This window comes from Bacteroides sp. 3_1_13 (assembly GCF_001185845.1).
Taxonomy (GTDB): domain Bacteria; phylum Bacteroidota; class Bacteroidia; order Bacteroidales; family Bacteroidaceae; genus Bacteroides; species Bacteroides xylanisolvens.
Window position 1 is genome coordinate 1,491,688 of sequence record NZ_KQ236956.1, and the last position, 14,160, is coordinate 1,505,847.

General features: G+C 44.6%; 13 protein-coding genes. 9 read left to right on the forward strand and 4 right to left on the reverse strand.

Features of this window, described 5'->3' with window-relative positions; translation table 11 throughout:
- Positions 1–2 precede the first annotated feature (2 nt).
- Positions 3–1,274, forward strand: a complete 1,272-nt coding sequence (locus HMPREF9009_RS18580; protein WP_004316871.1) for a replication-associated recombination protein A — start codon at positions 3–5, stop codon at positions 1,272–1,274.
- Positions 1,275–1,421: 147 nt separating this feature from the next.
- Entirely contained in the window at positions 1,422–2,378 is a 957-nt protein-coding gene (locus HMPREF9009_RS18585; protein ID WP_049702955.1) for a D-2-hydroxyacid dehydrogenase, read from the forward strand.
- A 360-nt stretch (positions 2,379–2,738) separates the two neighbouring features.
- On the opposite strand, the gene cydB is transcribed toward HMPREF9009_RS18585, so the two are convergent.
- From cydB to HMPREF9009_RS18600, 3 genes are read right to left on the reverse strand one after another with little or no spacing between them, the layout of a single operon-like run.
- Positions 2,739–3,881 (reverse strand): cytochrome d ubiquinol oxidase subunit II, encoded by a 1,143-nt coding sequence (gene cydB / locus HMPREF9009_RS18590; RefSeq protein ID WP_049702956.1) that lies wholly within the window; start codon positions 3,879–3,881, stop codon positions 2,739–2,741.
- A 33-nt stretch (positions 3,882–3,914) separates the two neighbouring features.
- Positions 3,915–5,462, reverse strand: a complete 1,548-nt coding sequence (locus tag HMPREF9009_RS18595; protein WP_049702957.1) for a cytochrome ubiquinol oxidase subunit I — start codon at positions 5,460–5,462, stop codon at positions 3,915–3,917.
- A 20-nt stretch (positions 5,463–5,482) separates the two neighbouring features.
- Positions 5,483–5,719: a DUF4492 domain-containing protein gene (locus HMPREF9009_RS18600; RefSeq protein ID WP_004313359.1), complete on the reverse strand. Its 237-nt coding sequence runs from the start codon at positions 5,717–5,719 to the stop codon at positions 5,483–5,485.
- A gap of 218 nt (positions 5,720–5,937) precedes the next feature.
- Between HMPREF9009_RS18600 and HMPREF9009_RS18605 the strand changes: the two genes are divergently transcribed.
- From HMPREF9009_RS18605 to HMPREF9009_RS18635, 7 genes are all read left to right on the forward strand, one after another.
- Complete coding sequence (locus tag HMPREF9009_RS18605; protein ID WP_049702958.1) at positions 5,938–7,335, forward strand: TolC family protein; 1,398 nt, start codon at positions 5,938–5,940, stop codon at positions 7,333–7,335.
- 46 nt (positions 7,336–7,381) lie between these two features.
- Positions 7,382–8,602, forward strand: a complete 1,221-nt coding sequence (locus HMPREF9009_RS18610; protein WP_049702959.1) for an efflux RND transporter periplasmic adaptor subunit — start codon at positions 7,382–7,384, stop codon at positions 8,600–8,602.
- Positions 8,603–8,650: 48 nt separating this feature from the next.
- On the forward strand, positions 8,651–9,394 hold the full coding sequence (locus HMPREF9009_RS18615; protein ID WP_004313363.1) for an ABC transporter ATP-binding protein: 744 nt from the start codon (positions 8,651–8,653) through the stop codon (positions 9,392–9,394).
- Positions 9,395–9,571: 177 nt separating this feature from the next.
- Entirely contained in the window at positions 9,572–10,792 is a 1,221-nt protein-coding gene (locus HMPREF9009_RS18620) for an ABC transporter permease (RefSeq protein WP_015531250.1), read from the forward strand.
- A gap of 38 nt (positions 10,793–10,830) precedes the next feature.
- Positions 10,831–11,892 (forward strand): sensor histidine kinase, encoded by a 1,062-nt coding sequence (locus HMPREF9009_RS18625; protein ID WP_008643898.1) that lies wholly within the window; start codon positions 10,831–10,833, stop codon positions 11,890–11,892.
- A 96-nt stretch (positions 11,893–11,988) separates the two neighbouring features.
- The gene (locus HMPREF9009_RS18630; protein ID WP_004313366.1) at positions 11,989–12,687 is read left to right on the forward strand and encodes a LytR/AlgR family response regulator transcription factor; all 699 of its coding nucleotides are present in this window, start codon (positions 11,989–11,991) and stop codon (positions 12,685–12,687) included.
- A gap of 263 nt (positions 12,688–12,950) precedes the next feature.
- The gene (locus tag HMPREF9009_RS18635; RefSeq protein ID WP_004314093.1) at positions 12,951–13,163 is read left to right on the forward strand and encodes a hypothetical protein; all 213 of its coding nucleotides are present in this window, start codon (positions 12,951–12,953) and stop codon (positions 13,161–13,163) included.
- Positions 13,164–13,198: 35 nt separating this feature from the next.
- On the opposite strand, the gene HMPREF9009_RS18640 is transcribed toward HMPREF9009_RS18635, so the two are convergent.
- Complete coding sequence (locus tag HMPREF9009_RS18640; protein ID WP_008022078.1) at positions 13,199–14,149, reverse strand: Dyp-type peroxidase; 951 nt, start codon at positions 14,147–14,149, stop codon at positions 13,199–13,201.
- Between the last annotated feature and the right edge of the window lie 11 nt (positions 14,150–14,160).

Below are 14,160 nucleotides of genomic sequence, written 5' to 3' on the forward strand. Positions count from 1 at the left end.
TTATGCAACCACTAGCAGAACGGTTACGGCCAAAGACTTTGGATGATTATATCGGTCAGAAACATTTAGTTGGACCGGGGGCTATCTTGCGGAAAATGATTGACGCAGGACGCATCTCTTCGTTTATTCTCTGGGGACCTCCCGGAGTGGGTAAAACAACCCTTGCGCAAATCATTGCCAACAAACTGGAAACACCTTTCTATACGTTAAGTGCCGTGACTTCCGGTGTGAAGGATGTGCGCGAAGTGATAGAACGTGCCAAGAGCAACCGCTTCTTTTCACAGTCCAGCCCGATTCTGTTTATTGATGAAATCCATCGGTTCAGCAAGTCGCAGCAGGATTCTCTGTTGGGAGCGGTAGAGAACGGAACAGTCACGCTGATTGGCGCAACAACGGAGAATCCGTCGTTTGAGGTCATCCGCCCTCTCCTGTCCCGCTGCCAGCTTTATGTGCTCAAATCTTTGGAGAAAGAAGATTTATTGGAACTTCTGCAACGTGCCATCACCACGGATGCCGTATTGAAAGAGCGCAAAATTGAATTGAAAGAAACAACAGCCATGTTGCGCTTCTCCGGTGGAGACGCCCGCAAGCTGCTTAATATATTGGAACTCGTTGTGCAATCGGAAACGGAAGAGACTGTCGTCATCACCGATGAAATGGTGACCGAACGGTTGCAACAAAATCCGCTGGCATACGACAAGGATGGAGAGATGCATTATGACATTATCTCCGCTTTCATCAAGTCTATTCGTGGCAGTGATCCCGATGGAGCGATCTACTGGCTGGCCCGTATGGTGGAAGGAGGCGAAGATCCTGCTTTCATTGCCCGCCGACTGGTGATTTCGGCTGCCGAGGACATTGGTTTGGCAAACCCGAACGCACTGCTTCTCGCTAACGCCTGCTTTGAAACATTGATGAAAATCGGCTGGCCCGAAGGACGGATTCCTTTGGCTGAAACAACGATTTATCTGGCTACCAGTCCGAAGAGTAATTCGGCATACAGCGCGATCAATGACGCACTGGAGTTAGTCCGTTCAACCGGCAATCTGCCTGTCCCCTTGCATCTGCGCAATGCTCCGACCAAACTGATGAAGCAACTGGGCTACGGACAGGAATATAAATATGCACACAGCTATGAAGGTAACTTTGTCAAACAGCAATTCCTTCCGGACGAACTGAAAGACAAACGGATATGGCAACCGCAAAACAATCCGGCAGAGCAGAAACATGCCGAACGGATGATACAGTTGTGGGGAGACAAATTCAAGAAATGATATTTTCAGGCATAGATTACACGGATTACGCAGATGCTTCATGCAAAGCATATTTTAAGAAAACGTGAAATCCGTGTAATTCGCGCCTATAATATCAATATATTGTTAAGAAAACACGTATAACTTATTATTAATATTGAAATTGAAATGAAGATTGTAGTTTTAGACGGCTTTGCCGCCAATCCCGGAGATTTATCCTGGGAAGGTATGAAAGTTCTTGGAGAATGTACAATTTATGATCGTACAGCTCCGGAAGAGGTATTAGAACGTGCAGCCGGTGCAGAAGCAATTCTGACTAACAAGGTAATCATCAATGCAGACCACATGGCTGCACTGCCCGAACTGAAATATATCGGTGTATTGGCTACCGGATACAACGTGGTAGACACAGCTGCTGCCAAAGAACGGGGAATCGTCGTTACTAATATTCCTTCATACAGCACCGCTTCCGTTGCTCAAATGGTATTTTCGCATATCCTGAACATCACTCAACAAGTGCAACACCACTCCGAAGAAGTGCACAAAGGCCGTTGGACAAACAACAGGGATTTCTGTTTTTGGGACACTCCGTTGATGGAACTTCGGGATAAGAAAATCGGTCTGGTAGGACTGGGAAACACCGGATATACCACAGCGCGTGTTGCTATCGGTTTCGGTATGCAAGTATACGCATTGACTTCTAAATCTCACTTCCAGTTGCCACCGGAAATCAAAAAGATGGATTTGGATCAATTGTTCAGCGAATGCGATATTATCAGTTTGCACTGCCCGCTTACACCGGATACACGCGAAATGGTGAATGCACGCCGTCTTGCTATGATGAAGCCGACAGCTATCTTAATCAATACCGGTCGCGGACCGCTTATCAACGAACAAGATCTTGCAGATGCTTTGAACAGCGGTAAGATTTATGCAGCCGGCGTAGACGTGCTTTCTACCGAACCGCCTTGTGCCGACAATCCATTGCTGACAGCAAAGAACTGCTACATCACTCCGCACATTGCCTGGGCAACCATAGAGGCTCGCGAACGTCTGATGAATATTGCAATCAGCAATCTTCAGGCTTACATTTCCGGCAAACCGGAGAATGTAGTCAATAAATAATTAACATTAGTGTAATTCATAATGAGGATATCATAATGCCCGAATTGAAAGATTTACCTCTGCTACACATTGAAACTGAACTGCACCCCAAAAGTTAGTCACAAAACTTTAGGTGTGCAGTTCAAGTTATGTGTGGCAAGGGGATTTTTCTAAAGAAAAGTGTTTAGGCACACCGCTGAATATAATATATAAAAAGCTCCCCTTATTTTATCTCTCTACCATGACTTAGAGTGATGTTAAATAAGGGGAGTTTATTTGTTCCGACTAGAATCTCTATTTCGAAATTCTATATGGACAAAGTATGAGTGTATGGACAAAGTTATTAGTACACAGACAAAAGACTAATATACAAATGATATATTAGTATGAGTGTCCTCCTTCATCCATTTCTTTCTCGGTAATCTTATGCCGGTCGATACTACGCCAAGCGTAGAAGATATAAGCAATCACAAACGGAACAAGAATGGAAACATAAGCCATTGTTTTCAGTGTAAATTCACTGGAGCAGCTATTGGCTAATGTCAATGAGCTTTGCAGGTCAGTGTATGACGGATAATAGGCAGTGTTGTTGTACCCTGCTACCAGTAGCAAAGACAAAACAGTCAGCACCGTACCGATTCCTGCAAACCAGATACCTTTGTCAAAAGTCTTTTTAAGCAAAGTCTTTCCGATACCGAAAAGAACCAATACCACCCCAATCAGGAATAAAGCCAGCACTATCGGCATTTCGATAAAGTTTGTGAGATACTTGTATGGCTGCATATAAATCTCCTGTGTTTCCGGGTTAACGGCAAAACCTTCGGACACCAGTGTACGAATGACAAACGACAAAAAGAATACAAGGAACAAGACTGTGTTATTGCGTACTGCACGACGACATTTGTCGGTCAGTTCTTTGTCATCAATATTATTAATGAAATAGAGTGCTCCCAATACACGGGCAAGGAAGAAGACAGCCAATCCGAGAATTACATTCCAGATATTCGTCAACGCATCCAATCCGTGCCAGCCATTTCCCCAATGACTGATTACCGGCATAATAGTGTCTGTCATATTGGCCTTATTAATATAGAAATCAGAACCGGTGAAGAAAGTAGCCACCGCCCCGCCAAGCAACACAGGACCCACTACCCCATTAATCACCAAGAAAGTCTGATATGTCTTTTTACCTAACAGATTTCCTGCCTTACTCTGAAACTCATAACTGACAGCCTGCAATACAAAACTGAAAAGTATAATCATCCAAAGCCAATAAGCACCACCGAAACTGGTACTGTAGAACAACGGGAAAGAAGCAAAGAAAGCTCCTCCAAACGTCACCAACGTAGTAAACGTAAACTCCCACTTACGCCCGGTAGAATTCACCATCATCTTACGATGCTCTTCGGTTTTACCCAGACAGAACAATAATGAATTACCTCCCTGCACAAACAATAAGAACACGAGTATGGCTCCCAGCAAGGAAACGACAAGCCACCAATATTGCTGCAAAAATATATACATAAGTTTCAAGTATTAAGTAATAAGTATTAAGTATTATGCGTCCGGTCCTTTCTTGATAGCTTTCACCATAATTCCGACACCTGCAATCAGCATCACTGTAAACAGGAGCAGGAAGATAAAGAACGTAGTTTGCACGGAGCTTACATCCAGTTTGGAGATAGCAGCCATCGTAGGCAACATATCGCGGATAGCCCACGGCTGACGACCACATTCGGCAACCACCCATCCGGCTTGTCCGGCGATGTAACCCAAAGGAATTGTCAGCAGAGCAATCCAGTGCATCCAGCGCATCTTACTCAAATCCTTTTTATAGATAAAGAAAAGAACGACTATAAAGAACAAGATGAAATATCCGCCCAAGATTACCATTATACGGAATGCGTAGAAGTTAAGAGGAACATTCGGAACCAGTTGGTTCACGTCTTTGATATATCCGTAGCCAAAATAGGGAATATTTTCCTGCAATACATTATATGCAATCTTCGCATCCTCCTCGTGTCCGGCACTCTTTGCAGCACGATAGGCAGCTAATGCGCCGATAGCCGTTTTACCACGTTCTATCTTCTCGACAGCAGAGAGAGCCTTCGATCCGTCTTTCAACTGATACCCACCTTCGATGATATTCGTAATGCCCGGAACGTAACCGTCCACATTACGCTCGGCAAGGAAAGAAAGCATACTTGGGATTTCAAAACGGAAGAGGAAAGGATCTTTTCCATCGTTGTAAGTCTTCTTTTCAGGGTTCAATACTCCTATTCCGACCAGACCGACATTCGTTCCGCCTTCATACAGACCTTCCACAGCAGCCAGTTTCATCGGTTGTGTCTGGGCAATCTGATAACCGGAACCGTCACCCGTCCAAACAGAAAGCAACGATGCTACCAATCCGAAGATTGCACCAATCTTGATGCTGGCCAGTGCAAACTCACGATTACGTTTCTTCAACAAGTACCAACAACTGATACCGACTACAAAAATAGCACCCAACACCCAGCCGGACAATACCGTGTGGAAGAACTTATTGACTGCTACAGGCGAGGTAGCCACCGCCCAAAAATCAACCATCTCATTACGGACAGTGTCAGGATTGAATTCCATGCCTACCGGATGCTGCATCCATGCGTTGGCAACGAGAATCCACCAGGCAGAAATCGTAGCTCCCAATCCCGTCAGCCAGGTGGAAGCCAAGTGGAAACGTTTACTTACTTTTCCCCATCCGAAAAACATAACCGCGATAAACGTAGCTTCCATAAAGAATGCCAAAATACCTTCAATAGCCAACGGAGCACCGAAGATATCCCCTACAAACCACGAATAATTGCTCCAGTTCGTACCGAATTCAAACTCCAGAATCAACCCCGTTGCCACACCGATGGCAAAGTTAATACCGAAAAGTTTCATCCAAAACTGGGCAGTCTTTTTCCAAAATTCGTTGCCTGTTTTATAATACAGCGTCTCCATGATTCCCATCACCACTGCCAGTCCGAGTGTGAGGGGAACAAAAATCCAGTGGTACATGGCTGTCATCGCAAATTGGGCTCTCGACCAATCGATCAGCGAGGTGTCAATACTTTCAATCATAATCCTATGTAGTTTAAGAGTTAAAAATCAGTAGATTTATCGGGGATGGCACGTTCTATCAGTTCATTTCCCACGTATGTACCTTTGTCGGCATCCGTTGGGTGGTCGCCGAGGAAATCAGGGAAAAAGAACATTTTGAGGATGAAGAACATGACGAATAATTTCAGCAAAATAATAACCCATAGAGTACGTCCTAAGGTCATACTACGGAAACCCTCCAAATAGAAGTTCCAGATCGTAAGCAGTGTATTCTTCATATGTTGACGTTATAATTTGTAATGAGTACAAATATACATTTTTTATAATTAAAACAAACAAGTAGTCAAAAAAGTTGCAAGATTTGTCGTGTTTTTCTTCAAAAACCTACCTATCGACAGAAAAAAATCATTTAACGGCGAAATAACGTCATCCGTCTATCGTTTTTGCGGCATATATAATATGTACGTACCTTCGCTAACAGTAAATCAATAGAAGTATGAATATGATAAATGTAAGAAGATTGACAGTGATGACATTTCTTGGAGCAGGTATGCTGTCCAGCATATCTGCCCAGGTTTCTCCGCTGCAAGTCGATACGCTGAAAGAAACGAAAATCCCGGATCAATGGGACTTGCAGTCATGCATCGACTATGCAAAGGAGCAGAACATTACAATTCGTAAGAACCGGATCACTGCAGCCAGCACGCAGATTGATGTGAAGACAGCTAAAGCTGCCTTGTTCCCCAGTCTTTCGTTTTCTACCGGCCATCAGGTGGTGAATCGTCCGTACCAGGAGACAAGTAGCCGGGTGAGCGGTAGCGAGATTATCAGTAGCAACAGCAAAACGAGCTACAACGGTAATTATGGACTGAATGCTTCGTGGACTCTATATAATGGTAATAAACGACTAAAAACGATCCAACAGGAAAAGTTGAATAATCAGATGGCCGAGCTGGATGTGGCGACTTCCGAAAATAATATTCAGGAGTCCATCGCTCAAGTATATATCCAGATTCTTTATGCAGCCGAATCTGTGAAAGTAAACGAAAACACCCTGCAAGTTTCCATTGCACAGCGCGACCGAGGACAGGAACTTCTGAATGCCGGAAGTATTGCCAAAAGCGACCTCGCGCAACTGGAAGCACAGGTGAGCACCGACCGATACCAACTTGTCACAGCGCAAGCCACTCTTGAAGATTACAAATTGCAACTGAAACAACTACTCGAACTGGATGGGGAGAATGAAATGAACATCTACCTCCCTGCCCTGTCCGACGAAAATGTGCTGGCTCCGCTGCCTACCAAAAGAGATGTGTACATCAGCGCATTGAGCCTTCGTCCGGAGATTGAAGCGAGCAAACTGAATGTAGAGGCTTCTGAACTGGGTATCAATATCGCTAAATCGAGCTATTTCCCTACCATCAGCCTTAGCGCAGGAATCGGAACCAACCATACCAGCGGTAGCGACTTCACCTTCGGAGAACAAGTGAAGAACGGATGGAACAACTCTATCGGACTGTCTGTCAGTGTGCCTATCTTCAATAACCGTCAAACGAAAAGTGCCGTACAAAAAGCTAAATTGCAGTACGAAACGAGCATGTTATCCTTGCTTGACGAACAAAAGGCACTGTACAAAACCATTGAAAGCCTTTGGCTGGATGCCAACAGCGCGCAACAGCGTTATGCTGCCGCAAACGAAAAGCTGAAAAGTACACAAATCAGCTATGAGTTGATTAGCGAACAGTTTAATTTGGGAATGAAGAATACCGTAGAACTCCTTACTGAAAAGAATAATTTGCTGCAAGCACAGCAGGAACAGCTTCAGGCTAAATATATGGCTATACTGAATACACAGTTGCTGAAATTCTATCAGGGAGATCAATTAGCTTTATAAAGAGTATAAAATCAGCATTATAAATAAGTAAAAGCATAATAAACGAATGAAAACGAAAAAGATTATTCTAATCGCCGTAGTAGTCGTTGTGGTTGTAGGAGCAGGAATATGGCTCTTTGCCGGTTCACCGGCCAAACACAAAGTGACGTACGCCACCGCTACTGTCAGTAAAGGCGATATTTCAAATTCGGTGACTGCTACAGGGACCATCGAACCGGTGACGGAAGTAGAAGTCGGTACGCAGGTGTCCGGTATCATCGACAAGATTCACGTAGATTACAACTCGGAAGTAACCAAAGGACAGCTGATAGCTGAAATGGACCGCATCACATTGCAAAGTGAACTGGCCTCACAGCAGGCAACTTACGATGGTGCGAAAGCCGAATATGAATATCAGAAGAAAAATTATGAACGCAGCAAAGGCTTGCACGAAAAGTCACTGATTAGTGATACTGACTTCGAACAGGCTCTCTACAATTATCAGAAAGCGAAAAGCAGCTATGACAGCAGCAAGGCATCGCTCGCGAAAGCGGAACGTAACCTGTCTTACGCTACCATTACTTCACCGATTGACGGAGTTGTTATCAGCCGTGATGTAGAAGCAGGACAAACCGTTGCTTCCGGATTCGAAACTCCGACCCTGTTCACCATTGCTGCCGACCTGACACAGATGCAGGTAGTAGCTGATGTGGATGAAGCGGATATAGGCGGTGTAGTGGAAGGTCAGCGTGCCAGCTTCACGGTAGATGCTTATCCGAATGATGTATTCGAAGGTGTGGTTACACAGATTCGTTTGGGCGACGCAAGCAGTACGAGTAGCACGAGCAGCACTACCACCGTAGTTACCTACGAGGTAGTCATCTCTGCCCCCAACCCCGACTTGAAACTAAAACCGCGTTTGACGGCTAACGTAACGATCTATATTCTTGATAAAAAAGATGTACTGTCTGTTCCGAACAAAGCCTTGCGATTCACACCGGAAAAACCGTTAATCGGCAATAATGATATCGTGAAAGATTGCGAAGGCGAACACAAACTTTGGACTCGCGAAGGAACTACATTCACCGCTCATCCGGTAGAAGTGGGAATCAGCAACGGCATATCCACCGAAATTATCAGTGGTATTCCTGAAGGGACAAAGGTGGTAACAGAAGCTACTATAGGTGTAATGCCCGGTGAAAACATGGGACCTGAAGGAAATATGGAAAATGGCGGAGAAAGAAGTCCGTTCATGCCAGGCCCTCCGGGAAGTAAGAAGAAAAAATAATTATTCAATGTGCCAATAACGAATTGGCGCATTAGCACATTATTTACGATGAAAAAAGTAATTGAAATACAAAATATCAAACGTAACTTTCAGGTAGGCGACGAGACCGTTCACGCATTGCGGGGCGTTTCGTTCAATATCAATGAAGGGGAGTTTGTCACCATCATGGGTACTTCCGGTTCGGGAAAATCCACGCTGCTTAATATATTAGGCTGCCTGGACACCCCGACAAGCGGAGAGTATCTGCTCGACGATATTCCAGTACGTACGATGAGCAAGCCTCAACGTGCGGTACTAAGAAACCGGAAGATTGGATTCGTGTTCCAAAGCTACAACCTGTTGCCTAAAACAACGGCAGTGGAAAATGTGGAACTACCGCTGATGTATAACTCTGCCGTCAGTGCTTCCGAACGTCGTCGTCGCGCTATCGAGTCTTTACAGGCCGTAGGATTGGGGGATCGTTTGGAACACAAATCCAACCAGATGTCCGGCGGACAGATGCAACGGGTGGCCATTGCACGTGCATTGGTCAACAACCCGGCAGTGATTCTTGCCGACGAAGCGACCGGAAACCTCGATAGCCGTACTTCCTTCGAGATACTTGTACTGTTTCAGAAACTTCATGCAGAGGGACGTACGATTATCTTTGTGACACATAATCCCGAACTTTCGCAATATAGCAGCCGGAATATCCGTCTGCGTGACGGGCAGGTTATTGAGGATACTGCCAATCCGAAAATTCTGTCTGCCGCCGAAGCGCTGGCTGCATTGCCGAAGAATGACGAGGATTAATCAATGTGATAAGGAGTAATGAAGTTATAAGAAGCAATTCATGTGATAAGGAACAATGAAGTTATAAGATGATATGCTTAGAGCATCACGCCAACATTTTACAGTCTCATAACTTTATAACCTTATAATAGCCTTATACCTTCAGAACCCCATTAATAACTCCATAACTTTATAAACATGAATGGAACTAATTTATTTAAGATAGCTCTCCGGGCATTGGCGAACAATAAGCTGCGTGCTTTTCTAACCATGCTCGGTATCATTATCGGTGTTGCTTCCGTCATCACGATGCTGGCTATCGGACAAGGTTCGAAGAAAAGCATCCAGCAGCAGATTTCCGAGATGGGATCGAACATGATTATGATTCATCCGGGAGCCGATATGCGTGGAGGTGTCCGGCAGGACCCGTCTGCGATGCAGACTTTGAAGCTTGCCGATTACGAGGCCTTGCGCGATGAGACCAGTTTCCTGTCTGCCATCAGTCCCAATGTCTCGTCATCGGGACAGCTTATTGCCGGTAACAACAACTATCCGGCTTCGGTGAACGGTGTCGGAACAGAATATCTCGATATTCGCCAACTGACTGTTGAGAATGGAGAGATGTTCACAGAAGCCGACATACAGAGTTCGGCCAAAGTGTGCGTGATCGGAAAGACCATAGTAGACAATCTTTTTCCGGACGGAAGTGATCCGGTAGGTAAGATTATCCGTTTCAGCAAGATACCTTTCCGTGTGGTAGGTGTGCTCAAAGCAAAAGGGTACAACTCTATGGGACAAGACCAGGATGCCGTAGTGCTTGCGCCATATACCACCGTAATGAAACGTCTGCTTGCCGTTACGTATTTGCAGGGAGTATTTGCCTCTGCCCTCACCGAGGATATGACGGACTATGCAACTGACGAAATCAGTACAATCCTCCGCCGCAACCATAAACTGAAGGCTTCGGATGATGATGACTTCACCATCCGTACCCAACAGGAATTGAGCACGATGCTCAACTCAACCACCGATCTGATGACCACACTGCTTGCTTGCATCGCAGGTATTTCGCTGGTAGTGGGTGGTATCGGGATTATGAATATCATGTATGTATCCGTTACGGAGCGTACCCGTGAAATCGGTCTGCGTATGTCTGTTGGCGCACGCGGGGTCGACATTCTAAGTCAATTCCTCATCGAAGCCATCATGATTAGTATCACGGGAGGTATTATCGGAGTGATTATCGGCTGCGGAGCCAGTTGGATTGTCAAGAGCGTAGCGCATTGGCCTATCTATATCCAGCCGTGGAGCGTATTCCTCTCCTTCGCAGTATGTACAGTTACAGGGGTCTTCTTCGGATGGTATCCGGCTAAGAAAGCAGCAGATTTAGATCCGATAGAAGCCATCAGATACGAATAAAATGGATAATTACCAATAAAAGAATTATCTTTGTCTTTATGAAACAAACCTTTACATCCGCACGTCGTCCCCTGGAAGTACTGATACACATTATCAGCTGGGGGATTATGTTCGGTTTCCCGTTCTTCTTCGTCGAACGTGGGAACGGGAACATTAACTGGATGGCTTATACACGCCATCTCGCCGTACCACTCTCTTTCATGATTGTGTTCTACGTGAATTATTTCATTCTTGTGCCGCGCTATCTTTTCCAGAGTCAGGCCAAAAGATATGTGGTCTACAATATTATCTTTTTATGCGCCATCGGTGTGTTGCTTCATCTCTGGCAAAGTCTGACGTTCGATCCGTCATTCGCTCCCAAATCAAAAAGACCGGGGATGCCTCCGGGATGGTTGTTTTTCCTTAGGGATATGTTGAGTCTCGTATTCACTATCGGACTAAGTGCCGCTATCCGCATGAGTGCCCGATGGACACAGAATGAAGCTGCCCGAAAAGAGGCGGAACGGAACCGTGCGGAAGCGGAACTGAAGAACCTGCGGAACCAACTGAACCCTCACTTTCTGCTGAATACGCTGAATAACATCTATGCATTGATTGCATTTGATTCGGACAAGGCGCAACAGGCAGTTCAGGAGTTGAGCAAACTGCTTCGTTATGTGTTATATGATAACCAGCAGACATACGTTCCTCTCTGTAAGGAGGTCGATTTTATCCGCAATTACATCGAACTGATGCGCATCCGTCTGTCCGCCAACGTGCAGATGATTACTAAATTCGATATTCAGCCCGACAGTCAGACGCTCATTGCCCCGCTTATCTTTATCTCTTTGATAGAGAACGCTTTCAAACATGGCATCTCTCCTACTGAATCGAGTTTCATCAGTATTCATATTTTGGAGAATGATAAGGAAGTGATTTGTGAAATCCGCAATAGCAATCATCCTAAGACAGTGGAGGATAAGAGTGGCTCGGGCGTGGGATTGGAACAAGTCAGCCGCCGGTTGGAGATACTTTATCCCGGAGCTTATACGTGGTTGAAAGGCGTCTCAAAAGACGAAAAGGTATACGAATCGAGATTGAGTATCAAGATTAGAGAGTAGAAAGAAAAACGTTCAGTATAAAATGTCAAGTACCAATGTTTAGTATAAAGCGTCAAGTACAAGATTTTGGATATAAAACTTTAGATATAAAATAGTATGATGTTACGTTGCGCAATCGTTGACGATGAGCCTTTAGCTCTTAGCCTGTTAGAGAGTTATGTGAATAAGACTCCGTTCCTGCAACTTGCAGGAAAGTATTCCAGTGCGGTTCAGGCGATGAAAGAATTGCCGGGCGAAGAGGTCGACCTCCTGTTTCTGGACATTCAGATGCCGGAGCTTAACGGTCTGGAGTTCTCGAAGATGGTAGATCCGCATACCCGTATTGTATTTACCACCGCTTTCGGACAGTATGCCATCGACGGTTATCGTGTCAACGCACTCGATTACCTGCTGAAACCAATCTCATACGTTGATTTCCTGCAAGCTGCCAACAAAGCTCTCCAATGGTTCGAACTCGTGCAGAAACCGGAAGAGATAGACAGTATCTTTGTGAAAAGTGACTACAAACTGGTACAAGTGGACTTGAAGAAAATCATGTATATCGAAGGACTGAAAGATTACATTAAAATATATACGGAAGACGCTCCCAAACCTATCCTGTCACTGATGAGTATGAAAGCCATGGAAGAGCTCTTGCCATCCAGTCGTTTCATACGTGTGCACCGCTCCTTCATCGTACAGAAAGATAAAATACGTGTGATTGACCGCGGACGTATCGTGTTTGACAAGACATATATTCCTATCAGCGATAGTTACAAGCAAGTTTTTCAGACTTTTCTTGACGAAAGGAGCTGATTATTCATTATTTTATCGGTAAAAAAGTGATTTTTGTCGATTATAGTTTGCCAAAATCCGTTTTATATCTACCTTTGCAAAGAACAGAAAGGGATTGTGAAATTCCAAGAATAGAATAGTTTAGTTAAGTCTAGTTTAGTTTTTGTGTTGATAGCTCCCTCGTCGGCGGACGAACTAGGGAGCTATTTTTATATATTACAGGAATATTATTGCACAAAATATACATATTTTCCATAACTTTGCAGCGATAAAGTCTCACACAAATGGAATATAGCGTAGAAGAACTAAAAAATGCATTAATTGAGAGATGCGAAAAAGAGGGTATTCTATATGCAACGGTGGCAATGGATAGACGTACCAAAGAGATGATTCTTCCTGATACTTTAGAAGGAGCCCTGAAACATCCGGAATACTTTGTATGTACCTGCAGGAGAGTGAAAGATCAATATATAGTGGAGGAGATTACCAAAGTGTAATCCTCCTCCAATCTTTTATTCTTATTTTTCTTTTTTTATTCGCCCAATTCTCCCAGCAAATCGTAGGAAGGAGCAAAGAAAAGCGTTCCTGTTACAGCTGTGCTGAAGTCAAGCAAACGATCGGTATTCCCTACCGGATTGCCGATGAACATACTTTCCAACATCTGCCGGGTCGTACTGAACGTACTTGCATAACCGATGAAGTATGTGCCATATTCTCCCTTAGACGTATTGGCAAACGGCATGTTGGCACGTACAATTTTCAGGTCATCACCAATATTAGTGACGGCATTATGCGCATTTTGAGGTTTCTCCTCGTCAGACAGCTCGACATCGTTAAACTTACGACGACCGATCACTTTCTCCTGTTCTTCCACAGGCAGAGCGTTCCATGCAACCATATCGTGAATGTACTTCTGTACAAAAACATAACTTCCTCCTGCAAAATCAGCATCCTCCTCTCCTACCACCGCAAAATGATAAGGATTCTCATCAACTGCCGGATTCTCTGTTCCGTCTACAAAGCCGATAATAGCCTTGCCGTCCATATATCTGAAACCGTGAGTTTCATCGACAGGTTCAACTACGCCCTGGAGCTTCTCGTCAATGATGGAAGCAAACTCAAAACACAACCCCATCTGTTTTGCACGGATATGAAACAAGATGTCGCCCGGAGTAGAGACTGCCGTGTGCTTTCCGCCTTTGATCTCTTCAAAAGTGTTCAGTTCTTTCGGCTTTCCCTTTTCCGGGAAAAGACGGCTCCAGGCATCGGCGCCAAAGCCCATCGTACAACTGAACATCAGTTCGGGGAAACGATTACGCATGCTGCGAATCATGCCCGAGAAATTAGCGCATACATCTTTTACTTTATCAAGAGTTTCGGGAGTATCTTTTAGAGTATAAACAATAAAAATGACATTTTCACCTTGTTTCCCGGCTACGTCCTGCGGGATATTACCTCCAAATGAATTTTGATAAGGATTCATATTTTTCTTTT

Coding starts and splice junctions, on each gene's coding strand:
- HMPREF9009_RS18580 (WP_004316871.1), top strand. CDS start 3: ATGCAACCACTAGCAGAACGGTTACGGCCAAAGACTTTGGATGATTAT.
- HMPREF9009_RS18585 (WP_049702955.1), top strand. CDS start 1,422: ATGAAGATTGTAGTTTTAGACGGCTTTGCCGCCAATCCCGGAGATTTA.
- cydB (WP_049702956.1), bottom strand. CDS start 3,881: ATGTATATATTTTTGCAGCAATATTGGTGGCTTGTCGTTTCCTTGCTG.
- HMPREF9009_RS18595 (WP_049702957.1), bottom strand. CDS start 5,462: ATGATTGAAAGTATTGACACCTCGCTGATCGATTGGTCGAGAGCCCAA.
- HMPREF9009_RS18600 (WP_004313359.1), bottom strand. CDS start 5,719: ATGAAGAATACACTGCTTACGATCTGGAACTTCTATTTGGAGGGTTTC.
- HMPREF9009_RS18605 (WP_049702958.1), top strand. CDS start 5,938: ATGAATATGATAAATGTAAGAAGATTGACAGTGATGACATTTCTTGGA.
- HMPREF9009_RS18610 (WP_049702959.1), top strand. CDS start 7,382: ATGAAAACGAAAAAGATTATTCTAATCGCCGTAGTAGTCGTTGTGGTT.
- HMPREF9009_RS18615 (WP_004313363.1), top strand. CDS start 8,651: ATGAAAAAAGTAATTGAAATACAAAATATCAAACGTAACTTTCAGGTA.
- HMPREF9009_RS18620 (WP_015531250.1), top strand. CDS start 9,572: ATGAATGGAACTAATTTATTTAAGATAGCTCTCCGGGCATTGGCGAAC.
- HMPREF9009_RS18625 (WP_008643898.1), top strand. CDS start 10,831: ATGAAACAAACCTTTACATCCGCACGTCGTCCCCTGGAAGTACTGATA.
- HMPREF9009_RS18630 (WP_004313366.1), top strand. CDS start 11,989: ATGATGTTACGTTGCGCAATCGTTGACGATGAGCCTTTAGCTCTTAGC.
- HMPREF9009_RS18635 (WP_004314093.1), top strand. CDS start 12,951: ATGGAATATAGCGTAGAAGAACTAAAAAATGCATTAATTGAGAGATGC.
- HMPREF9009_RS18640 (WP_008022078.1), bottom strand. CDS start 14,149: ATGAATCCTTATCAAAATTCATTTGGAGGTAATATCCCGCAGGACGTA.